Origin of the sequence: Streptomyces brevispora, from assembly GCF_007829885.1 — a bacterium.
Taxonomy (GTDB): domain Bacteria; phylum Actinomycetota; class Actinomycetes; order Streptomycetales; family Streptomycetaceae; genus Streptomyces; species Streptomyces brevispora.
This window is the reverse complement of record NZ_VIWW01000001.1, coordinates 5369782-5391182: the sequence shown is the minus strand read 5'-3', so window position 1 is coordinate 5391182 and position 21401 is coordinate 5369782. Positions and strand designations below refer to the sequence as shown.

The 21401-nt window shown below is 71.5% G+C and carries 19 protein-coding genes; 12 read left to right on the top strand and 7 right to left on the bottom strand.

The genetic code is table 11. From position 1 onward, the window contains the following. Positions 1 to 219 precede the first annotated feature (219 nt). Complete coding sequence (locus FHX80_RS24995; protein WP_244318432.1) at positions 220 to 408, top strand: hypothetical protein; 189 nt, start codon at positions 220 to 222, stop codon at positions 406 to 408. A gap of 646 nt (positions 409 to 1054) precedes the next feature. Beyond that, positions 1055 to 1918: a polysaccharide deacetylase family protein gene (locus FHX80_RS24985; protein WP_145766244.1), complete on the top strand. Its 864-nt coding sequence runs from the start codon at positions 1055 to 1057 to the stop codon at positions 1916 to 1918. A 56-nt stretch (positions 1919 to 1974) separates the two neighbouring features. On the opposite strand, the gene FHX80_RS24980 is transcribed toward FHX80_RS24985, so the two are convergent. Both FHX80_RS24980 and FHX80_RS24975 read right to left on the bottom strand, forming a co-directional pair. Next, positions 1975 to 2187 carry a hypothetical protein gene (locus tag FHX80_RS24980; RefSeq protein ID WP_145766243.1) on the bottom strand — a complete coding sequence of 71 codons (213 nt, stop codon included), beginning with the start codon at positions 2185 to 2187 and terminating at the stop codon, positions 1975 to 1977. A 99-nt stretch (positions 2188 to 2286) separates the two neighbouring features. After that, positions 2287 to 2964: an AIM24 family protein gene (locus FHX80_RS24975; RefSeq protein WP_145766242.1), complete on the bottom strand. Its 678-nt coding sequence runs from the start codon at positions 2962 to 2964 to the stop codon at positions 2287 to 2289. Positions 2965 to 3034: 70 nt separating this feature from the next. Here FHX80_RS24975 and FHX80_RS24970 point away from each other — a divergent pair, with 70 nt between their 5' ends. The 3 genes from FHX80_RS24970 to FHX80_RS24960 all read left to right on the top strand — a co-directional run bounded on the left by FHX80_RS24970 (position 3035) and on the right by FHX80_RS24960 (position 6358). Continuing rightward, complete coding sequence (locus FHX80_RS24970; protein WP_145766241.1) at positions 3035 to 3802, top strand: aminoacyl-tRNA hydrolase; 768 nt, start codon at positions 3035 to 3037, stop codon at positions 3800 to 3802. A gap of 169 nt (positions 3803 to 3971) precedes the next feature. Then, on the top strand, positions 3972 to 5294 hold the full coding sequence (locus FHX80_RS24965; RefSeq protein WP_145766240.1) for an MbnB/TglH/ChrH family RiPP precursor modification enzyme: 1323 nt from the start codon (positions 3972 to 3974) through the stop codon (positions 5292 to 5294). 5 nt (positions 5295 to 5299) lie between these two features. After that, the gene (locus FHX80_RS24960; protein WP_208764722.1) at positions 5300 to 6358 is read left to right on the top strand and encodes a TIGR04222 domain-containing membrane protein; all 1059 of its coding nucleotides are present in this window, start codon (positions 5300 to 5302) and stop codon (positions 6356 to 6358) included. Positions 6359 to 6425: 67 nt separating this feature from the next. Here FHX80_RS24960 and FHX80_RS24955 read toward each other — a convergent pair whose 3' ends face one another. The 3 genes from FHX80_RS24955 to hemG all read right to left on the bottom strand — a co-directional run bounded on the left by FHX80_RS24955 (position 6426) and on the right by hemG (position 9473). Further along, positions 6426 to 6785 carry a hypothetical protein gene (locus tag FHX80_RS24955; protein WP_244318430.1) on the bottom strand — a complete coding sequence of 120 codons (360 nt, stop codon included), beginning with the start codon at positions 6783 to 6785 and terminating at the stop codon, positions 6426 to 6428. Positions 6786 to 7189: 404 nt separating this feature from the next. Further along, the gene (hemQ, locus tag FHX80_RS24950) at positions 7190 to 7924 is read right to left on the bottom strand and encodes a hydrogen peroxide-dependent heme synthase (protein WP_145766238.1); all 735 of its coding nucleotides are present in this window, start codon (positions 7922 to 7924) and stop codon (positions 7190 to 7192) included. A 4-nt stretch (positions 7925 to 7928) separates the two neighbouring features. Next, positions 7929 to 9473: a protoporphyrinogen oxidase gene (gene hemG, locus FHX80_RS24945; protein ID WP_145766237.1), complete on the bottom strand. Its 1545-nt coding sequence runs from the start codon at positions 9471 to 9473 to the stop codon at positions 7929 to 7931. A 126-nt stretch (positions 9474 to 9599) separates the two neighbouring features. On the opposite strand from hemG, the gene FHX80_RS24940 reads away from it, so the two are divergent. Beyond that, positions 9600 to 10556 carry a DUF4349 domain-containing protein gene (locus FHX80_RS24940; protein ID WP_145766236.1) on the top strand — a complete coding sequence of 319 codons (957 nt, stop codon included), beginning with the start codon at positions 9600 to 9602 and terminating at the stop codon, positions 10554 to 10556. Positions 10557 to 10649: 93 nt separating this feature from the next. Beyond that, positions 10650 to 12029: an FAD-dependent oxidoreductase gene (locus FHX80_RS24935; protein ID WP_145766235.1), complete on the top strand. Its 1380-nt coding sequence runs from the start codon at positions 10650 to 10652 to the stop codon at positions 12027 to 12029. 22 nt (positions 12030 to 12051) lie between these two features. Here the strand turns inward: FHX80_RS24935 and hemE are convergent, their stop codons facing one another. Further along, on the bottom strand, positions 12052 to 13125 hold the full coding sequence (hemE, locus tag FHX80_RS24930; RefSeq protein ID WP_145766234.1) for a uroporphyrinogen decarboxylase: 1074 nt from the start codon (positions 13123 to 13125) through the stop codon (positions 12052 to 12054). Positions 13126 to 13217: 92 nt separating this feature from the next. On the opposite strand from hemE, the gene FHX80_RS24925 reads away from it, so the two are divergent. The 5 genes from FHX80_RS24925 (at position 13218) to FHX80_RS24905 (ending at position 19785) form a co-directional block, all read left to right on the top strand. Continuing rightward, positions 13218 to 13877 (top strand): DUF3000 domain-containing protein, encoded by a 660-nt coding sequence (locus tag FHX80_RS24925; RefSeq protein WP_145766233.1) that lies wholly within the window; start codon positions 13218 to 13220, stop codon positions 13875 to 13877. Between the two features lie 262 nt (positions 13878 to 14139). After that, positions 14140 to 14802, top strand: a complete 663-nt coding sequence (locus FHX80_RS24920; protein ID WP_024488613.1) for a helix-turn-helix transcriptional regulator — start codon at positions 14140 to 14142, stop codon at positions 14800 to 14802. Between the two features lie 115 nt (positions 14803 to 14917). Then, on the top strand, positions 14918 to 16192 hold the full coding sequence (locus FHX80_RS24915; RefSeq protein WP_208764721.1) for an HRDC domain-containing protein: 1275 nt from the start codon (positions 14918 to 14920) through the stop codon (positions 16190 to 16192). 240 nt (positions 16193 to 16432) lie between these two features. Next, positions 16433 to 17659, top strand: a complete 1227-nt coding sequence (locus tag FHX80_RS24910) for a thiolase family protein (RefSeq protein ID WP_145766232.1) — start codon at positions 16433 to 16435, stop codon at positions 17657 to 17659. Further along, positions 17656 to 19785: a 3-hydroxyacyl-CoA dehydrogenase NAD-binding domain-containing protein gene (locus FHX80_RS24905; protein ID WP_145766231.1), complete on the top strand. Its 2130-nt coding sequence runs from the start codon at positions 17656 to 17658 to the stop codon at positions 19783 to 19785. Before FHX80_RS24910 ends, FHX80_RS24905 begins: the two co-directional genes overlap by 4 nt. 234 nt (positions 19786 to 20019) lie before the next feature. On the opposite strand, the gene FHX80_RS24900 is transcribed toward FHX80_RS24905, so the two are convergent. Further along, positions 20020 to 21099, bottom strand: a complete 1080-nt coding sequence (locus FHX80_RS24900; protein WP_244318426.1) for a PLL family lectin — start codon at positions 21097 to 21099, stop codon at positions 20020 to 20022. Between the last annotated feature and the right edge of the window lie 302 nt (positions 21100 to 21401).

The window sequence follows — 21401 nt, the reverse complement described above, 5'->3', positions numbered from 1 at the left end:
TGGCTCCGGCGGGGTCGCTGGTCAGGTCGCCGACCACAGTCAGCTCGTTCTGGATCCAGAAAGCGTAGTTCCAGCGGGCTTCTGCCTGGTCAGAGGCGTCCTGGATACTGCGTTGGGCCTGAGTTTCGGTGTTGTGCAGCCGATCGTCAGGGTCGGCCGCGGCACTACCAGGAGAACCGGGATCTGTTTCACCAGCATCTCCACGCCGAGACCCTGTTCATGACCGGCAGCGCAAAAGTGTTCAAGGACACCGCCCGGCACTTCTTCGACGTCGCCCGAAACGGCCCCGGATACATCCCCGTCCATCCGGGCTACCCGCGCTTCTGCACCGAACTCCACGCCAACGACGGCATTCTCGGTGATGCGCGCGAGATCCACATCGAGTACTGCGACCAGTGGGACGCATGACCCCGACCGACAGGACCCCGCCGACCATGACGTTCAACGCTCACCTCCAGCATTTCGTCGAGAGGGCCCTCGCATCCATCCCGGCGGCCGACGTCGGCGACATCTACGCTGTCTCCTTCCTCCTCGACAACACGAACGGTACGAAGACGGCAGAGGCGCCCCGGTCACCCGTTCGAGCGCGTTTAGCTCGGCGACGTCGAACGGCCTGAACGGACCTCCGACCAGGCGACCCCGGTACCACCGCGACAGCTCATTGAGCACAGCCGGATTGTCGCACCCTGCCGCGTCTTGAGACTCTCCCGGTCCCGCGCTTCTGGACGCCGAATTCTGCATGTTCATGGGTGCCTGACTTTGCACTTACGCGAGTAGGCCGACAACATGGTGGTGTCCGGAGCAGTCTGTCCGCAGAGACCGTGCAGGTGGCCCCGTGTGGCGATCGAGCAGGCGAGTAGTCGCGGACCACTTTGGGCGACGCAGGCAGCCGGAGGTGGCACCTCCTCGTGGGCCTCAGCGGCAAGCACATGGCACCTCAACACGCGGGACTACAAGTCCCGATGCCGTGAGCTGCCACGGGCGATGGCGCGGCGCAGGCGAGCCCCGTCCATGGATCGGATAGTTTTCCAGAGTGACCACATTCGTACGGAAAATGACGACCGCCACCGTGCTGGGGGCGGTGCTCGGAGGTGGGCTCGTCGGCTGCGGGAACGCGGAGGTCCCCCGCAGTGCCCGGCCCGCAGCCGCTGACAGCGCCTCGGCAGCCGCCCACGCCCCGGTGCGCACCCCGTCCTCGGCTCCCCCGGCCACGAAGAGGCCGCCCACCCTCGCGCCCGGCCCCGACGGGCTGACCTCCGTGTTCAAGCGCGGGCCGCAGCACGCGGAGAAGGTCGTGGCGTTCACCTTCGACGCCGACATGACGGCCGACGAGGGACCGCGCGCGGCGGCCGGCGAGCACTTCGACAATCCGGAACTGATCGCCCTGCTGCGTCGGCTGAAGGTGCCGGCGACGGTCTTCATGACCGGCCGGTGGGCTGAGGAGTACCCGTCCCAGGCCCGCTCCATCGGCACCGATCCCCTCTTCGAGATCGGCAACCACTCCTACAGCCACTACGCCTTCACCTCGCCCTGCTACGGCCTGCCGACCATGGGGACCGACGAGATCCGCGGCGAGGTGGAGCGGACCTTCGGTGCGATCCGGAAGACCGGCGCGCGCAACGTGGTGCCGTACTTCCGCTTCCCCGGCGGCTGCTACGACAACGCGTCGCTGCGCGCGCTGGCGCCGGAGAAGGTGACCGCCGTCCAGTGGGACGTGGTCAGCGGTGACGCCTTCGCGACGGATGCGGACGCGGTGGCGGAGCAGGTGCTCGCCGGGGTGAAGCCCGGTTCGCTGGTCGTCATGCACTGCACCCGCAGCGCGGCGCCGGTCACCGACCAGGCGGTCGGCCGGGTGGTGCCGGAGCTGCGCAAGCGGGGATACCGATTCGTCAAGGTGTCGGAGCTGATGGCCGGTTGACGCCCGGCCGACGTGCCCCAGCCCGGCCCGCGTGCCGTCTCCCGGGCTGCCCTACCTCAGCCTGAGCAGGCCGTGCGCTGGGCCTCCTGCCATTCGCAGACCGGGCAGAGCGTGATCCCCTTGACCGACTCGGCGTACTCGGTCGGCTTCCGGCACAGCACGCACTCCGCGTACGGCGGCCCCGCGGCCGGCTCCGGGGAGGCGGTCGGTGTCTCGCGGTAGGCCTCGTCCACACGCCCGCTCTCGCGCTCGTTCATACGCTCACTCATGGGTACGAGCCTACTCAGCCGCGTACCGGCGTCAGCCCGCAGGCGAGCGCGGCCGCCGCCGCGACGGCCCGCTCCCCCGCAGCCGCAGGATGTCCGTACTCAGTTGGCCGACGCCTTCTCCGGCTTGACCTCGCTGGGACGTACGATCACGAACCCCTCGCCGTCCAGACGCAGTTGGACGGCCTCGCCCGAACCGCCGCGCAGCATCGAGCCGACGCTCTGCGAGCGGTGCAGCGAGGTGGTGAGGTGGGCACTCCAGCCGACGACCGCGTCCGTGTCGACACACACCGGCTGCTGGGGCGTGACGGGGATGACTATGGGGTTCCCCTCGCACATCAGGCCGAGCTTCCCGTACCCGGTGAAGACGCTGTTGAAGAGGCCGCCGCCGGTCATCCCGGCGCCCTTCACGGTCTTGATCTCGTAGGCGAGCGTGGCGTCGAAGCAGAGGACGTTGCGGCCGTTGATGGTGAGGACGTCGCCCTGCTCCATCTCCACGATGAAGCAGTTGGCCGCCTCGTGCGCGAACCACGCCTCACCCTGGCCGCGCACCGCCATCAGCGGCAGGCCCTCGCCGGTGACGACACGCTTGAGCATTCCGCCGAGGCCCTGGCCCTTGCGTTCGAACTGGAGGTCCCCCCGGAAGGCGATCATCGATCCCTGGCGCGCGTGCATCTCGCCACTGACCGCGTACTTGATCGATTTCGCGTTCTGCAGGGTCATCCCGGCGACAGTTGACTGCTGCGCCATGTGCTCGCTGGAGAAAAGATCGCTCTTCATGCGGGCATCCTCACCCGGAGGGATTCATTCCGCCAAGAACCGGATTCCGGGCGGCTGGCAGACTGGACGAGTGAGCAGCAACGACACCCCCGTATCCCCGTCCGAGACCGCCGGCCTGCCTGCGGACAGCCCCTTCCGTTCCGAGCGGACGGACCGGGACGAAGCACAGCAGTACGTACTCCCGCTCGTGGTCCACATCGAGAAGACGGCTCCCCCGGCCCGCACCGACGCACTGCGCACGGCCGCCCGCGCGGTGCTGGTGATGCTCTCCGACGAGCGGTCGTTGGGCGAGGGTGAGTGGGCGCAGGCGATGCGGGACTGGCAGGACGCCCGGATCCGCAAGGTGGTGCGCCGGGCGCGCGGCGCGGAGTGGCGCAAGGCCTGCGCGCTGCCCGGGATCACGGTCACCGGCGAGAGCGCCGAGGTGCGGGTCTTCCCGCCGGTGCCGCTGGACGGCTGGCCCAAGGAGCTCGCCAAGCTCCAGGTGTCGGGGACGGATCTGGACGACCCCGAGCCGCCTGCCGCGCCCGACCTCGCCGGGCCGGTTCTCTGGCTGAACCCGGCCCTCGACATGTCGGCGGGCAAGGAGATGGCACAGGTCGGGCACGGGGCCCAGCTCGCCTGGTGGGAGCTGTCGGAGCCGGAGCGCACGGCATGGCGCGAGGCGGGCTTCCCCCTCTCGGTCGCCACCGCGGAGGCGGACCACTGGCGGGAACTCACGGTGAGCGGACTGCCGGTGGTGGAGGATGCCGGATTCACCGAGATCGCCCCCGGGAAGACCGTTGTGGCCGAGGGCGCCCATCGGGTCGCTTCGCTTCCGGCGCTGCGGCAGCCGTAGGGATCGCGGCCGGACCGTGCTCGACCCCGGCACCCTGCGGGCCGCGGGCGGGCACGGGTTTCGTTCGGGCTCCGGGAACCTCAAATCAAGCTCTGAACGTCCCCCTCTTCGGATTCACCACCGTGTACCGGGGCCATTACCCCTGCACGGAATGGCGGAGGGGGACACCATGAAGTTGGGTACGGGTATCGGCTGGCGGCCGGAGATCGCCGACGCGGTGGAGGCACTGCCGGGGATCGACTGGGTGGAGGCGGTCGCGGAGAACCTCTGCGCCGACCACCTGCCCGCCTCACTGACGCGGTTGAGGGAGCGTGGCGTCACCGTGGTGCCGCACGGGGTCTCGCTCGGCCTGGGCGGGGCCGACCGCCCCGACCCCGGCCGGCTCGCCGACCTCGCGGCGCGGGCCGCGCTGCTGGGCACGCCGCTGGTGACCGAGCACATCGCGTTCGTACGGGCGGGGGGGCCGCGCACCGCGTCGCCCGTGCTGGAGGCGGGGCACCTGCTCCCCGTGCCGCGCACCTGGGCCGCGCTGGACGTGCTGTGCGAGAACGTGCGGATCGCGCAGGACTCGCTTCCGGTGCCGCTGGCCGTGGAGAACATCGCGGCGCTGATCTCCTGGCCCGACGAGGAGCTGACCGAGGGGCAGTTCCTGGCCGAGCTGGTCGGGCGCACGGGGGTGCGGCTGCTCATCGACGTGGCCAATCTGCACACCAACCACGTCAACCGGGGCGAGGACCCGGCCAGGGCCCTCGACGAGCTGCCGGTGGAGGCCATCGCGTACGTGCATGTGGCGGGCGGCGTAGAGAAGGACGGCGTCTGGCACGACACGCACGCCCACCCGGTCACCGCGCCGGTCCTCGACATCCTGGCCGAGCTGCGCTCCCGGGTCACCCCGCCCGGTGTGCTGCTGGAGCGCGACGACGACTTCCCGCCGGCCGCTGAGCTGGCGGGCGAGCTGGACGCGATCCGCGCCACGCTCGACGCGGACCGGGGCGGCGTACGGCCGTCGGCGGACGCCGCACCGCCCGCCGGGCCGCCGGGCGCGCCCGCCCCGGTATGCGGGTCCGGCGACCTGGAGGCCGTACGCGACCGGGTCGCGGTCGCGCAGGCCTCGCTGCTCTCCGCACTGGTCGCCGGTACCCCCGCCCCGGAGGGCTTCGACCACCGCCGGCTCGGCATCCAGAGCCGGGCGCTGGCCGCCAAGCGCGCCGATGTCGTCGCCAAGGTGGCGCCCGAACTCCCGGACATCCTGGGGCACTCCTACCGGGGCGCGTTCCTCGCGTACGCCAAGGCCCGTCCGATGTCCGCCGGTTACCGGCGCGACGCGCTGGACTTCGCCGAGCAGCTGCTCATCGCGGGCCGCCCGGAGGACGGCACGGCCCGCCGGCGGCTGACCCACTGGTGGCAGGACCGGGCCGCTCCACGCCCGCCCGGCCGCACCACCCGGCTGGTGCGGGCCGCCCGTTCCGTCCTCGCGGGAACGGGAAGGTGAGCGGGATGAATACCCTCGCCCTGGTCCTGACGATCACCGTCGTTGTCTCCTCGACGCTGCTGATCAGGGGAATCCGACGTGCGGGGCGCGGGGCGGGCAGCCCCGTCCACGACCTCTCCGAGGTGGCCTTCCTGAACGGCGGGCCGGGCCGGGTGGTGGACACCGCACTCGCCGCGATGCAGGCGGACGGCCGGCTCGTCGTCGGCGGGCCCGGCATCGTCGCGGTCCAACGGCCCGTCGCCCACGACCCGGTGGAGCGGGCCGTCCTCCAGGAGCAGGCCGCGGCGCCGAGCGGTGCGCTGTACACCCTGCGGGCCGCGGCGATGCGTCACACAGCGGTGCAGGAGATCGGCGACGGGCTGGCGGCGCGCGGTCTGCTGGCCGCGCCCGGGGCGAACCGGACCCGAGTCCGCTGGGGCATGGCGCAGGGGCTGCTCTGCCTGCTCGGAGTCCCGGCCGCCATCGCCGTGACCATCCATCAGTTCATCTCGGCGGACCCCGCCGGCGACTCACCCTTCCCGTTCTTCCCGAAGGTGTTCCCGGCGCTTCTCGCCGGGGCCGTCATCGGTTTCGTCTGCGCGGCCGGTGCCCGGTCCAGGATCACCAAAGCGGGCCGCAGGGCCGCCGCGGAGTACCGCACCGCCAACGCGCACCGCACCGATCCGGCCCATCTGGTGGCGACCGCCGGGCTCCGGGCCCTTCCCGATCCCCAGCTGCGGACGCATCTGTTCGTGGCGTCCCGGACGAGGCAGACCGGGACGCCCACACCGTCGCACCACTTCTCGGACTCTTCCAGTGCGCTGCTCGTGCCGACGGTGTGGTGCGCCGGTACGACCCCGGGCGGTGGCGGGTGCGGCAGCTCCTCGGGGCACAGCGGCGGAGGCGGCGGGAGCGGCTGCGGTTCCGGATCCAGTTGCGGCTCGGGTTCGAGTTGTGGCTCCGGATCGAGTTGCGGCTCGGGGTCCAGCTGCAGCTCGGGGTCCAGCTGCAGCTCGGGGTCCAGCTGCGGTGGCGGCGGGTCGAGCTGCGGTGGCGGCGGGTCGAGCTGCGGCAGCAGCTCTTGAGCGGTCACCGAGCGGTTACCGAGCGATGCTCCAGACACTCGCGATCTGTCTCACCGAGCAGGCTTCCTCACCGAGCAGGCTTCACGAGCACGGGGCACGCGTTCCACAGCGCCACGCCGGCCGTGATCAGCTCCAGTACCGCGCGTTGTTCGCCGGTGGTCCACGCGTCGGACTCGCCTGCGAACAGCTTCTCGTAGGTGCTGTTGTGCGCCGCTCCCTGCTGGGGCAGCCGGTGGACCGCGTCGAGGCCGCGAGCCAGATCCTCGAAGAAGTTCCACGCCTCCAGCACCGCACCCTGCGGAACCTTCCGGCGCGCCGGATGCTCAAGCCAGTGCTGGACACGGACGAGCTCCAGCACGTTGGCCCCAGAAGTGGCCGGCTGCCGCCCCCGGCGGCTCGCGTACGCGCGCGCCTGCCGAACGGTCACGAACACGGGCACCTGCCGGTGACCGGCCTCTGCCCGCGTATGCACCTGATCAGGTTCATCGCCCCGCCCACCGATCCACAGAACCACCGCGCTGCGGACACGCCCACGCACCCGGTACGCATGGAGACTCCCGCCTCCACGGCGGCATCCGGTCCCCCACACATCTGCCGTCTCGATCGTCGCCACGCCCTCAGACTGACAGGACCCGTGGGATCCGAGGTCCACGGCATCGTTCCAACGATCCCCGTCGCAAGGCGCACCGGCCCATGAACGACACCGGTGCGGCGCGCAGGACGCGCGCCGCACCAGGGGCCGAACCCGGTGTCGCTGGAACGGCGGGCGGCACAGTGTGCCGCGGTGCCCGCCGTCTGATCTTCCGGGTTGGGGTGGTCTGAACCCGCTCGCTACGCGAGCCCTGCCACCAGGTCTGCGACCGACTTGCGCCGGCCGGTGAAGAAGGGCACCTCCTCGCGGACGTGCATCCGCGCCTCGGAGGCCCGCAGGTGACGCATGAGGTCGACGATGCGGTGCAGCTCGTCGGCCTCGAAGGCCAGCACCCACTCGTAGTCGCCGAGGGAGAAGGAGGCGACGGTGTTGGCGCGCACGTCGGGGTAGCCGCGGGCCATCTTGCCGTGGTCGGCGAGCATGCGGCGACGGTCCTCGTCCGGCAGCAGGTACCAGTCGTAGGAACGCACGAAGGGGTACACGCTGATGAAGTCGCGCGGCGTCTCGTCGGCGAGGAACGCCGGGACGTGCGACTTGTTGAACTCGGCGGGGCGGTGCAGTGCCATGTTCGACCAGACCGGGTCGAGGTTCCTGCCCAGCCGGGTGCGCCGGAAGAGGTTGTACGCCTCCTGCAGGGCCTCCGCCGTCTCGGCGTGCCACCAGATCATGACGTCGGCGTCCGCGCGCAGCCCGGAGACGTCGTAGCTGCCGCGAACGGTGACGTCCTTGGCCGCGAGCTGGTCGAACAGTTCCTGGACCTCGCCGGAGTACGCGGCGCGGTCCGTGTCGGCGGGCAGCACGTCGCGGAGCTTGAAGACGGACCACAGCGTGTAGCGGACGACGTCGTTGAGGTCCTTCGCCTTCTTGCCGGCGTTGGGGCCCTTGCTTGATGTCACAGTCTCAGGAGCACTCATACGGCTATTGTCCCGCCTCGCTCCCTGTGCCCTGAACCAGGGTGGGGGTGGCGATGATCTCTCCGGTGTCCGCGCCGCTGTCCCCGGCGCTGTCCCCGGCGCTGTTCCCGGCGCTGTCGCGGGTGATGTCCCCGGTGATGTCGCGGGCGATCTCGTCCGCGGCCCGGTGGGCGCTCGCCATGCAGGCCGGGATGCCGACCCCGTCGTAGACCGCGCCGCAGACGCGCAGCGCGCGCAGCTTGGCGACCTCCTCGCGGATCCGGGCGACCCGGCCGAGGTGGCCGACGGGGTACTGGGGCAGTCCGCCGATCCACCGGGTGACCTCGGTGGCCACCGGCACGGCGGTCAGTCCGGTCGCCGCCGCGAGATCGCGCAGCGACACGTCGACGAGCTCCGCGTCCTCGCGGTGCAGGTGGTCCTCCTCGCCGTACCGGCCGACCGAGGTCCGCAGCAGGAACAGGTCGGGGGCCGCGTCGGCGACCCACTGCCACTTCTGGCTGGAGAAGGTGGCGGCCTTGATGGTGTGGCCGTCGACCGGGGGCACCAGGAAGCCGGAGCGCCCCCCGAGCGTTCCTGCGGCGGTCACGTCGGAGCGCCGGAAGGCCATGGTGATCAGGGCCATCGACGCGTACTCGACGCCCGCGAGCTCGGCGGAGGCGGCCGGGGACTCGGCGGCGAGCAGCGTGGAGGCGGACCAGGCGGGGGCGGCGAGGACGACGCCGTCGGCGGTGATCACCCGGGTGTCGGTGCGGACGTCCCAGCCGGCGGCGGTACGGGTCAGCCCGAGCACCGGGGTCCCGGTGAGGATCTCGCCGCCCCCGGCGCGTACGGCGGCGGCGACCGCGTCCGGGAGGGTGCCGATGCCGCCTTCGATGCCCTGGAAGACCGGACCGTCCTGCTGCCGGGCCGCGGCCTGTTCCTGGATGCGGGTCACTCCGTCGAGCAGTGAGCCGCCCTGCCGGGCCACGTCGAAGAGCTGCGGTACGGCGGCGCGCATCGAGATCCGGTAGGCGTCGCCCGCGTACACCCCGCCGAGCAGCGGCTCCACCAGGCGGTCGACGACCTCGCGGCCCAGCCGGTCGGCCACGTACGCGCCGACCGCGACGTCGTCGCCGACCGCGGTCGGGGTGAGGTCCCGCTCCTGCGCGATACGGGCGAGCCCCTCGGGCGAGAGCACCTCGCCGAGCACCGCCGGGTCGCCCGGTACGCCCATCACATGGCCCTTGGGCATGGGGCGCAGTGCGTCGCGGGTCCACAGGGAGGCGGTGGCCGTGGCGGGCGGCTGGAGGCGGTCGCCGAGGCCCACGGCGCGTGCCAGGCCGACCGCTTCCGGGCGGCGGGCCAGCATCGATTCGGCGCCGAGGTCGACCTGCACGCCCGCGACGTCGCCGGTCCTGAGTTTGCCGCCGAGCCGGTCGGTCGCCTCCAGGAGGGTGACCCGCAGCCCGGTGCCGAGAAGCCGGTGGGCGGCCGCGAGTCCGGCGATGCCGCCGCCGATGACGACGACGTGTCCGGTGGCCCTGTCCGCGCGGTTTGTTGAACGCTGCATGCCTCCACTCTCTCAAACGTCTTCCGAGTCCTGACCGTGACCGCTTCGAAACCGGTATCGCGCAACCCGGACCGGCCCCCGGACGTCGAACCGGCACGATCAATCACTCGTCCTGGGGGGACAGTCATGCAGGCAGCACCATCCACTCGTGGCGGCAGAAGTCCGCGTCGTCCGGTGGCCCGCCGCACGCACACCGCTCTCGCCGCCGGACTGCTCACCGCTGTCCTGGCGTTGAGCGGCTGCGGCGCGGGCGGCGGGAGCGACTCCGGGGCGAACTCCGACAAGCAGGCCGCCGCCCCGGCGCCGCACGGCAAGGCGGGCTTCGCCGGGGACGCCAAGGCAGGAGCGGGAAGTCCGGGAGCGGGAAGCTCGGGAACGGCGAAGAAGCCGAATGGGCTGACCGCCACTCATGTCATCCGTACCGCCTCGCTCTCCGTGGAGGTGAAGAGCGCGGCGAAGGCGTCCGCCGCCGCCCGTGCGACCGTGGAGGCCGCCGGCGGGCTGGTCGCCAACGAGAACACCGAGCAGGTCGACGACACGCACGACTCCTCGCACCTGGTGCTGCGCGTCCCGCAGGACGAGTACGACCGTGTGCTGCGGGAGCTCTCGGGGGCGGGCAAGCTGCTCTCCCGTACGTCGACCGCCAAGGACGTCACCGACGAGGTCGTCGACGTGGAGAGCCGGATCGCCACGCAGCGGGCGAGTGTGGCGCGGGTGCGCAAGCTGATGGACCGGGCCGACAGGCTCGCCGATGTGGTGACGCTGGAGGGCGAACTGAGCAGCCGTCAGGCATCCCTCGAGTCGCTGCTGGCCCAGCAGGCCTCGTTGAAGGACCGCACCACGCTGGCCACGGTCACGCTCGACCTCATGGAGCCGGAGGGGGACGCGGCCGCGGACGACACGGACGGTCCGGGGTTCCTGGACGCCCTCGGCGGCGGCTGGCACGCGTTCGTGACGACGGTGCGGTGGCTCGCGATGGCGGTGGGCGCCGTGGCCCCGTTCCTGGCCGCGGCGGCCGTCCTGCTGGCCCTGTGGCGGCTGCTGCGGCGCCGGGGCGGGAAGGCGGGACCGGCGGGCGACTGAGGCCCTGTGCGCGTCCCCCGGGGGCGCCGTGGCGTCCCCGGGCCCCGTCGCGCCGTAGCGTGGGCCCTCGGACGGGGCGTGGAAGGGAAGGTCATGACGGAACGACTGGTGGTCATCGGTGGGGACGCGGCGGGCATGTCCGCCGCATCCCAGGCGCGCCGGCTCAAGGGTCCGGACGAGCTGAGCATCACCGCCTTCGAGCGGGGCCACTTCACCTCGTACTCCGCCTGCGGCATCCCGTACTGGGTGGGTGGAGACGTCGAGCGGCGGGACGACCTGATCGCGCGCGGACCCGAGGAGCACCGGGCCCGCGACATCGATCTGCGGATGCGCACCGAGGTGACGGAGATCGATGTCGCGGGGCAGCGGGTGCGCACCCTGGACCGGGACTCCGGCGAGACGTCCTGGACCGGATTCGACAAGCTGGTGATCGCGACGGGGGCCAGGCCGGTGCGTCCGGCGCTGCCCGGTATGGACGCGGCCGGGGTGCACGGTGTGCAGACCCTGGACGACGGTCAGGCGCTGCTGGACTCCCTGGACCGGGCGACGGGCCGGCGCGCGGTCGTCGTCGGCGCGGGCTACATCGGTGTCGAGATGGCGGAGGCGATGCTGAAGCGCGGCTTCGAGGTGACCGTGCTCAACCGCGGCGAGCAGCCGATGGCGACGCTCGACCCCGACATGGGGCGCCTCGTCCACGACGCGATGGACGGCCTCGGCATCACCACGGTGAACCGGTCCGGGGTCACCTCGATCCGTACCGGGCCGGACGGCCGGGTCGGTGCCGTGGAGACGGCCGGGGCGTCGTACCCGGCGGATGTGGTGGTGCTCGGCATCGGTGTCGAGCCGGAGACCGCGCTGGCCCGCGCCGTCGGGCTGCCGGTCGGTCCGCACGGCGGGCTGCTCACCGATCTGTCGATGCGGGTCGTCGGCCACGACAACATCTGGGCGGGCGGCGACTGCGTCGAGGTGCTCGATCTGGTGGCGGGCCGCACCCGTCACATCGCGCTGGGCACGCACGCCAACAAGCACGGCCAGATCATCGGGTCGAACGTCGGCGGCGGCTACGGGACGTTCCCCGGGGTGGTGGGCACGGCCGTCAGCAAGGTCTGCGATCTGGAGATCGCCCGCACCGGGCTGCGCGAGAAGGACGCCCGTGCGGTGGGCCTGCGGTTCGTCACGACGACGATCGAGTCGACGGGCCGGGCGGGCTACTACCCCGGCGCGCGGCCCATGACGGTGAAGATGATCGCGGAGTACCGCACCGGGCGGCTGCTGGGCGTCCAGATCGTGGGTCGCGACGGGGCGGCGAAGCGGGTGGACGTCGCGGCGGTGGCGCTCACCGCCGGGATGACGGTCGAGCAGATGACGTCCCTGGACCTGGGGTACGCCCCGCCGTTCTCACCGGTGTGGGACCCGGTGCTGGTGGCGGCCCGCAAGACGGTGACGGCGCTGCGCAGGGCGGGCACCGCCTGAGCGGTGCCCGGCTCCCGGCCGGTCAGCGGGCGGTGCTCGTGTGCACGTACTCGACGAGGCGCGTCAGGGCGTCGGGGGCCATCGACGGCATCACGCCGTGGCCCAGGTTGAAGATGTGGCCCTCCAGCCCGGCGGCCGCGTCCAGCACCTCCTGGGTCTTGGCCTCCACCGCGGCCGTCGGCGCGAACAGCACGGCGGGGTCGAGGTTGCCCTGGAGCGCCTTGCCGGGGCCGACGCGGCGCGCGGCCTCGTCCATCGGGACCCGCCAGTCGACGCCGACGACGTCCGCGCCGGCCTCGCCCATCAGGCCGAGCAGCTCGCCGGTGCCGACGCCGAAGTGGATGCGGGGCACCCCGTACGGCGCGACGGCGTCGAAGACCTTCGCGGAGGCGGGCAGCACCGAGTTTCGGTAGTCGGCGGGGGCCAGCGCGCCGACCCAGGAGTCGAAGAGCTGCACGGCGGAGGCGCCGGCCTCGATCTGGACCTTGAGGAAGGCGCCGGTGATCTCGGCGAGGCGGTCGAGCAGATCGGCCCAGAGTTCCGGGTCGCCGTACATCAGGGCCTTGGTGTGCTCGTGGTTGCGGGACGGGCCGCCCTCCACGAGGTAGCTGGCGAGCGTGAACGGGGCGCCCGCGAAGCCGATCAGCGGGGTGGACCCCAGTTCGGCGGTGAGCAGGCCCATGGCCTCGGTGACGTACCAGACGTCCTCGGGGGTGAGGTCGCGCAGCCGGGCAAGATCGGCGCGGGTGCGGATCGGCTCGGCGATCACCGGTCCGATGCCGGGCTTGATGTCGAGGTCGATGCCGATGGCCTTGAGGGGGACGACGATGTCGCTGAAGTAGATCGCGGCGTCGACCTTGTGGCGGCGCACGGGCTGCATCGTGATCTCGGCGACGAGCTCCGGCATCATGCAGGAGTCGAGCATCGGGATGCCCTCGCGCACCTTCAGGTACTCGGGCAGCGAACGCCCCGCCTGGCGCATGAACCAGACCGGCGTGTGCGGTACGGGCTCGCGTCGGCACGCCTTGAGGAACGCCGACTCGTGGGCGGCGGAGGTCTTCGTCTGCTGGCCCGAAGGGCGATCGTTGGCACTCACGTAAGGAATCTTCGCACGCACGCGGAAGGAGCCCGGCCCCGCACGGGTGTCTCTACCTGCGCGAGGCCCCGGTTCCGCCTACTCTTCCCCGCATGGCTCCGGCTCAGGGACACTTCTCCGATCAACCCGATGGCACTGACAGCAAGGACAGTGCGGAGGGTGGTTCCGTCCCGCCCGCTTTCCGTTCGGCGGTGGACGCATTGCGCTCGGCGCGGCTCCGCCCCGAACTGGAGGTGGAGTCGACGCGGCCGCCGAAGCGGCTGGCTCCGCACGCGTACGCGCTGGAGGCGGCCGTCGTCGACGGCGAGGACGATCTCGCCGACGGCCGGCTCGTCCTGCTCCACGACCCGGCCGGGCACGAGGCCTGGCAGGGCACTTTCCGGCTGGTGACCCTCGTCCGCGCCGAGCTGGAGCCCGAGATGGCCTCCGATCCGCTGCTGCCGGAGGTGTGCTGGTCGTGGCTGACCGGGGCACTGGACGCACGCGGCCTCGGTTACGGGGAGGCGGGCGGCACGGTCACCCGGGCGGGCTCGCACTACTTCGGTTCGCTGGGGTCACGCCGTCCGGCGACACAGATCGAGATCCGGGCCTCCTGGACGCCGCGCGAGGGAACCGGCGGGGTGCCGGACACGGCGGGGCACCTGATGGCATGGGGCGACCTGCTGTGCCAGATCGCCGGCCTGCCGCCCTCGGGCCCGGCCGACGCGGCGGTGGTGACGCTGCCGCAGCGGCGCGGACCCCAGGGCCCTTAGCGGCGCGGACCGCCGGTTTCCGCAGCGGCGCGGACCCCGCACCACGTTCAGTGACGCCGCGTCAAATAAAGCACACAGACACCAGCTCTCTTTTCGTACAATCGATCGCATGTCCTATTTGCCCGAATTGTTACTCAGCAAATCGTGATCTTCTTCTAAAGGATCGGGCGTTTACTGCCGAAGAGGTCAATGACCCTTCAAGCACGGTTCGCCCCGGCTTCATCCCCGAGTCGGCCCGTCCCGCCACTCCCCAGGAGGCCTGGTGTCCGTTCTCCTCGAGCAGCCCGCAAGCCTGGTCGCCTACCGCCCGAACAAGCCGACGGCCATGGTCGTCGTGGCCGACCCGCGCGTCCGTTCCACCGTCACCCGCCATCTGTGGGCACTCGGAGTACGTGACGTCATCGAGGCGTCGTCCATCGCGGAGGCCCGCCCCCGCGTCGGCAACCCGCGCGACATCTGCGTTGCCGACGTCCATCTGCCCGACGGTTCCGGGCTGACCCTGTTGTCCGAAACCCGAGCCGCCGGCTGGCCGAACGGCCTCGCCCTCTCCGCCGCCGATGACATCGGCGCTGTACGCAACGCCCTCGCGGGCGGCGTCAAGGGCTATGTCGTCACCGGCACCCGTACCAACATCGGCCACCCCACCCGTCCCGGCGTCGCTCCCATCGGCGCCAATGCCGCCCGTATGCACCGCCGTCCCCCCGGCACCCCGAGCCACCCGGGCGGCTACCGCGAACTGTCCGGCCGCGAGGTGGAGGTCCTCCGGCTCGTCGCCGAAGGACAGTCCAACAAGGCCATCGGCGTCTCCATGGGGCTCTCCGCCCTGACCGTCAAGAGCCACCTCGCCCGAATCGCCCGCAAGCTCGGCACCGGAGACCGTGCAGGAATGGTCGCCGTGGCCCTGCGAACGGGCATCATCCACTGAATCCACACCCCCGCCGGTGTGCAGAGATGCGGATCCGGCTGGTTTACGTGCATCGGCGCCCGTCGACGGAACGTTCCGTCGACGGGCGCCGCACATACACAGATACCCTTGACACGTGACCGACGCCCAAGAGACCGCAGCAGACACTTCACTGCGAACCACCGGGGGCGCCCCCCCGGACGACGTCGCCCCGGCGCCGATCCCCTTGCTCGAACCTCGCGAGGGCATTCCGCCGGTGGTGGCCTCCGACGACGCCCTCGCCCGGGTGATCGCGGACTTCGCCGCGGGCTCCGGCCCGGTGGCCGTCGATGCCGAGCGCGCCTCCGGCTACCGCTACGGGCAGCGCGCCTATCTCGTGCAGCTGCGCCGGGAGGGCGCGGGCAGCGCACTCATCGACCCGGTCGGCTGCCCCGACCTGTCCGGGCTGGGCGAGGCGCTGCGCGGAGCCGAGTGGATCCTGCACGCCGCGACCCAGGACCTGCCCTGTCTGCGCGAAATAGGGATGACGCCGACCGGGCTCTTCGACACCGAGCTGGCCGGACGGCTGGCAGGCTTCCCGCGGGTCGGCCTCGGCGCGATGGTCGAGAGCGTGCTCGGCTACTCGCTGGAGAAGGGCCACTCCGCCGTCGACTGGTCCACCCGCCCGCTGCCCGACCCCTGGCTGCGCTACGCGGCGCTCGACGTCGAGCTGCTGATCGACCTGCGCAACGCCCTGGAGGAGGAGCTCGACCAGCAGGGCAAGCTGGAGTGGGCCCAGGAGGAGTTCGCCGCCATCGCCGCGGCGCCGCCCGCTCCCCCGCGCCAGGACCCGTGGCGCCGCACCTCCGGGATGCACAAGGTCCGCCGCCGCCGCCAGATGGCGGTGGTACGGGAACTGTGGAACACCCGCGACGAGGTCGCCCGGCGCCGCGACATCTCGCCCGGCAAGGTGCTCGGCGACGCAGCGATCATCGAGGCCGCCCTGGCGCTCCCGGCCAGTCTCCAGGCGCTGACCGCGCTGCCCGGCTTCGGCCACCGCATGGGCCGGCGGCAGCTGGAGCAGTGGCAGGCCGCCGTCGACCGGGCGAAGGAACTGCCCGACATGGAGCTCCCGCAGCCCGGCCAGCCGCTGACGGGCCCGCCGCCGCCGCGCGCCTGGGCGGACAAGGACCCGGTCGCGGCGGCACGCCTGTCGGCCGCGCGCGCCGCGGTGTCCGAGCTCGCGGAGCGGCTGCACATGCCCCAGGAGAACCTGATCACGCCGGACACGGTGCGCCGGGTGTGCTGGGAACCGCCGAAGGATCCGACGCCGGACGCGGTCGGACACGCGCTCGCCGGATACGGCGCACGGCACTGGCAGATCGAGCAGGTGGCCCCGCTCCTGGTCCACGCGCTGGCTTCGGAGGCCTGAGAGGGCGTCGGACAGGGGCGTATTCACGCCAGGTTGCGCGGCTGCGGCCGCTCACCCTGTGTTCCATGGCTCGGACGGGCCGATTTCAAGGCCGTCCGGGCCATTTCGCGTATGTGACCTTCGCCGCTCCCGCCACAAGGGCTGGGCAGTCTGGTTACCCGCAAGTAGCATGAGGGGTGGCGGCGCGCTCCCGGGCGTGCCCCGCAGCAGTGCCATCCCGCACCCTGGAGGAGAGCCACCGTGCCTCGTACCATCCGGGACGTCGTCTTCGTCGACGGCGTCCGCACCCCGTTCGGCAAAGCGGGCCCGAAGGGCATCTACCACGAGACCCGCGCCGACGATCTCGTCGTGAAGGCCATCCGGGAGCTGCTGCGCCGCAACCCGGACCTGGACCCCGCGTTGATCGACGAGGTCGCCATCGCCGCGACCACCCAGATCGGCGACCAGGGCCTCACGCTCGGCCGCACCGCCGGGATCCTGGCCGGTCTGCCGCAGTCCGTCCCCGGTTACTCCATCGACCGCATGTGCGCGGGCGCCCTGACCGCCGTCACCTCGACGGCCGGCTCCATCGCCTTCGGCGCGTACGACGTCGTCGTCGCCGGTGGTGTCGAGCACATGGGCCGGCACCCGATGGGCGAGGGTGTGGACCCGAACCCGCGCTTCGTGTCGGAGAAGCTGGTCGACGAGTCCGCCCTGTTCATGGGCATGACCGCCGAGAACCTGCACGACCGGTACCCCACGATCACCAAGCAGCGCGCCGACGCGTACGCGGTGCGTTCGCAGGAGAAGGCCGCCAAGGCGTACGCCAACGGCAAGATCCAGCAGGACCTGGTGCCGGTCTCGGTGCGCCGCACCAACCCGGAGGCCGGTGAGACGGGCTGGGGCCTGGTCACCGCCGACGAGCCGATGCGTCCGGGCACCACGATGGAGTCCCTGGCCGGTCTGAAGACCCCGTTCCGCGCCCACGGCCGCGTGACGGCCGGTAACGCCGCGGGGCTCAACGACGGCGCCACCGCCTCGCTGCTCGCCGCCGAGGACGTCGCCCGCGAGCTGGGCCTCCCGGTCAGGATGCGCCTGGTGTCGTACGCCTTCACGGGCGTCGAGCCCGAGGTCATGGGCTACGGCCCGATCCCGGCGACGGAGAAGGCCCTCGCCAAGGCGGGCCTGTCCATCTCGGACATCGGTCTCTTCGAGATCAACGAGGCGTTCGCCGTGCAGGTGCTCGCCTTCCTGGAGCACTACGGCATCGCCGACGACGACGCGCGCGTCAACCAGTACGGCGGCGCGATCGCGTACGGCCACCCGCTGGCCTCCTCCGGCGTCCGGCTGATGACTCAGCTGGCCCGCCAGTTCGAGGAGCGGCCGGAGGTCCGCTACGGCCTGACGACCATGTGCGTCGGCTTCGGCATGGGCGCCACGGTCGTCTGGGAGAACCCGCACTTCGACGCAGCCGGAGGCAGCAAGTGAACTCCACCACCGAGCTTCTGAAGGGTGCGGCCGAGCTGTTCCCCGGCGAGGTCGTCACCCAGGCGCACGTACGCCACCTCGACCTTCCGGGCGGAGCGGGCAACTTCGCCCTCATCACCCTGGACAACGGCCTGGACCACACCAAGCCGACCACCTTCGGCCCCCAGTCGCTGGCGAACCTGAACGCCGCCGTCGACCAGGTCGAGAAGGAGGCGGCCGAGGGCACGATCACCGGCATCGGCATCACCGGCAAGCCGTTCATCTTCGCGGTCGGCGCCGACCTCAAGGGCGTCGAGCTGCTCAAGGAGCACAAGGACGCGCTGGCCATCGGCAAGGGCGGCCACGACGTCTTCCGCCGGCTCTCCGCTCTCGCGGTCCCCACGTTCGCGTACTACAACGGCGCGGCCATGGGCGGCGGTGTCGAGGTCGGTCTGCACTGCTCGTACCGCACCGTTTCCAAGGCGCTGCCCGCGTTCTCGCTGCCCGAGGTCTTCCTCGGCCTGGTCCCCGGCTGGGGCGGCTGCGCGCTGCTCCCCAACCTGATCGGCGCCGACCGCGCGGTCACGGTGATCATCGAGAACTCGCTCAACCAGAACCGTCAGCTCAAGGGCAAGCAGGTCTTCGAGCTCGGGATCGCCGACGCGCTGTTCGAGGGCGCCGACTTCCTGGAGCAGTCGCTGATCTGGACCGCGAACGTGCTGAACGGCACGGTCACCGTGGAGCGCCCCGAGATCGACCGCGGTGACGCCTGGGACCGGGCCGTCGCGCGTGGCCGGGCCATCGCCGACTCCAAGGTGCACGGCGCCGCCCCGGCCGCGTACCGCGCGCTGGAGATCATCGCCGCGGCCAAGGACGGCGACCTGGGCGCCGGTTTCGACGCCGAGGACCGGGCGCTCGCGGACCTGATCATGGGCGGCGAACTGCGCTCGGGCATCTACTCGTTCAACCTGGTCCAAAAGCGCGCCAAGCGCCCGGCCGGTGCCCCGGACAAGGCCCTGGCCCGTCCGGTCACCAAGGTCGGCGTGGTGGGCGCGGGCCTGATGGCCTCGCAGCTCGCCCTGCTCTTCCTGCGCCGTCTCGAGGTACCGGTCGTCCTGACCGACATCGACCAGGCACGCGTCGACAAGGGTGTGGGCTACGTCCACGCCGAGATCGAGAAGCTGCTCGGCAAGGGCCGCATCAACCAGGACAAGGCCAACCGTCTGACGGCCCTGGTCTCCGGTGTGCTGGACAAGGCGGAGGGCTTCTCCGACGCCGACTTCATCATCGAGGCCGTCTTCGAGGAGATCGGCGTCAAGCAGCAGGTGTTCGCGGAGGTCGAGGCGGTCGCCCCGGCGCACGCGATCCTCGCCACCAACACCTCGTCCCTCTCGGTCACCGAGATGGCGTCGAAGCTGAAGAACCCCGAGCGGGTCGTCGGCTTCCACTTCTTCAACCCGGTCGCGATCCTCCCGCTCCTGGAGATCGTCCGCGGCGAGCAGACCGACGACGCCTCGCTGGCCACGGCGTTCGGTGTCGCCCGCAAGCTGAAGAAGACCGCGGTCCTGGTGAAGGACGCCCCGGCGTTCGTCGTCAACCGGATCCTCACCCGCTTCATGGGCGAGATCCAGAACGTCATCGACGAGGGCACCCCGGTCGAGGTCGCGGAGAAGGCCATCGAGCCGTTCGGCCTGCCGATGTCCCCGCTGGTGCTCCTGGAACTGGTCGGCCCGGCGATCGGCCTGCACGTCTCCGAGACCCTGAACCGCGCCTTCCCGGACCGCTTCACGGTGTCCGCGAACCTGGCGGCCGTGGTCAAGGCAGGCAAGCGCGGCTTCTACGTCTACGACTCCGGCAAGCCGGAGCTGGACCCGGAGGTCGCCGCCCTCCTGCAGCAGGGTGACTCGGTCCTGTCCGAGGAGCAGGTCCGCGACCGCGTCCTGGACGCGGTGGCCCAGGAGATCGGCCTGATGCTGGACGAGGGCGTCGTCGCCGAGGCCCAGGACATCGACCTCTGCCTGATCACCGGCGCGGGCTGGCCCTTCCACCTGGGCGGCATCACGCCGTACCTGGACCGCGAGGGCGTCTCCGAGCGGGTCAACGGGAAGAAGTTCCTGGCGCGGGGCGTGGCGAGCGTTCCGGCATAGCACTTCGTCGCTCACCGGCCGACGGGCCGTACCGGGTGATCCGGTACGGCCCGTCGGTCTGTCGGTCTGTCGGTCTGTCGGTCTGTCGGTCTGTCATGGGTCGTTCAGCGGCTCTGTCGCGGCACGCCCCGTCGTCGCGCGGCTCTGCCGCGGCACACGCCGTCGTCGCACGGCACTGTCGCGGCACGCCCCGTCGTCGGCGTTCGCGCGAGTGCCCGGCCCGTGCGGGTCAGGTCAGAGCGCGCGCCACTCGTCGAAGCTCAGCCCCGGGCCGTCGGTCTGACGCGCCACCCTCGGTGCACCGTCCTGCCCGACGACCGCCATCACCACCCGGTCGTGAGCGTCATGGATCAGGGCCGGTGCGGTCAGGCAGGGCGCTCCGGTGTCCGACCACCACACGCCGTTGGCCTCGTCCTCGGTCACGGCGACGCCGACGAACGCCGTACCGCTGGATCCGCGATGGGCCAGCACCGTGCAGTCGAGGCCGTCGAGTTCCGCGCGGACCGCGGCATGCGTGTCGTCGCTCGGGGCACCGCCGAGGTCGATGGGTTCGCCGTCGGTGCGGTAGGCGACGACGCCGGCGGCGGGGTCGGTCCAGTAGTACGTGGCGCGCCCGGGGGACGTCTCCAGCACGGCCAGTGATCCGGGAGCGACCACACGCTTCGAGCGCTGGACGTCACCCCAGCCGCCACCGGGCTTGTCCTGCGCCCAGTGCAGGGTCTCCTTGTCCGTCGCCGCGAGGATCTCGACGTATCCGGTGCTGAGCGCGACCACTGCGGGAACCTGCTCGATCCGCCTGCAACGCAGGTCCTCCCAGCGGCGCCACCGGCCGTCGGCCCGCTCACGGCGGACCATCATGCCGCCGCGGCCGTTGCGGACGGCGATGGTGACCTCGCCCGACGGACTCACCACCACCGTGGGCGCCCCGAACCTGGCCCCGACATCGGCTTCCTTGTGCGGGTTGCCCACCGACTGCCAGGCCGAGAGCGGGCGCCCGGTCTGGTACTGGATCGCATGCACGATGTCGACGGTGACGCCGCCCTCGGCCGCGGGCCGCTCGCGGCGGCCGGCGAAGTGCACATAGGCGTCGGCGTTCTGCGCGACGGACAGATGCGTCAGTTCGGGCGCCGGGACGACATCCGACTCGCCCCATGCGGGCCCGCCGGGACGCGTCTCCGTCCAGCGGCGCAGACCACCCCCGTCGGGGACATATGCCGTGAGCCTGCCGTCCTTGCCGCGGGTGAGCCAGATCCCCCAAGGCCTCCGGGCCTCGTGGACGGCATCTGAGGTCGCGCGGGCACCCTGTCCGAGCATGAGTCTGCGATTACCTTCCAAGAACTGACATCCGACAAGTCGCGCAGTAATTCGAACCTGTTACATCGTAAGCCTCGGTACCGAGCGGATTCCCGGACGCTCCGGAGCACGATTCGCGGCCTCCGTCGCGCCGGGACGCGGATGCCCCGTCAGAGTCTCGCCACAGCCTCCGGACGTACACCCGCTCCACTGCCTATAGTGCTCAGTCATCAGGAAAACGTGGACCGGTTCCACCCCCCACCCGAGTCCCATCCCATCATCTGCGCCTTGACCAGGCCCTAAGTTGTGAGGACGCACTCAGG

Excerpts from the sequence above, each read along its gene's own strand:
- FHX80_RS24995 (WP_244318432.1), top strand. The coding sequence starts at position 220 with ATGACCGGCAGCGCAAAAGTGTTCAAGGACACCGCCCGGCACTTCTTC.
- FHX80_RS24985 (WP_145766244.1), top strand. The coding sequence starts at position 1,055 with ATGACGACCGCCACCGTGCTGGGGGCGGTGCTCGGAGGTGGGCTCGTC.
- FHX80_RS24980 (WP_145766243.1), bottom strand. The coding sequence starts at position 2,187 with ATGAGTGAGCGTATGAACGAGCGCGAGAGCGGGCGTGTGGACGAGGCC.
- FHX80_RS24975 (WP_145766242.1), bottom strand. The coding sequence starts at position 2,964 with ATGAAGAGCGATCTTTTCTCCAGCGAGCACATGGCGCAGCAGTCAACT.
- FHX80_RS24965 (WP_145766240.1), top strand. The coding sequence starts at position 3,972 with ATGAAGTTGGGTACGGGTATCGGCTGGCGGCCGGAGATCGCCGACGCG.
- FHX80_RS24960 (WP_208764722.1), top strand. The coding sequence starts at position 5,300 with ATGAATACCCTCGCCCTGGTCCTGACGATCACCGTCGTTGTCTCCTCG.
- hemQ (WP_145766238.1), bottom strand. The coding sequence starts at position 7,924 with ATGAGTGCTCCTGAGACTGTGACATCAAGCAAGGGCCCCAACGCCGGC.
- hemG (WP_145766237.1), bottom strand. The coding sequence starts at position 9,473 with ATGCAGCGTTCAACAAACCGCGCGGACAGGGCCACCGGACACGTCGTC.
- FHX80_RS24940 (WP_145766236.1), top strand. The coding sequence starts at position 9,600 with ATGCAGGCAGCACCATCCACTCGTGGCGGCAGAAGTCCGCGTCGTCCG.
- FHX80_RS24935 (WP_145766235.1), top strand. The coding sequence starts at position 10,650 with ATGACGGAACGACTGGTGGTCATCGGTGGGGACGCGGCGGGCATGTCC.
- FHX80_RS24925 (WP_145766233.1), top strand. The coding sequence starts at position 13,218 with ATGGCTCCGGCTCAGGGACACTTCTCCGATCAACCCGATGGCACTGAC.
- FHX80_RS24900 (WP_244318426.1), bottom strand. The coding sequence starts at position 21,099 with ATGCTCGGACAGGGTGCCCGCGCGACCTCAGATGCCGTCCACGAGGCC.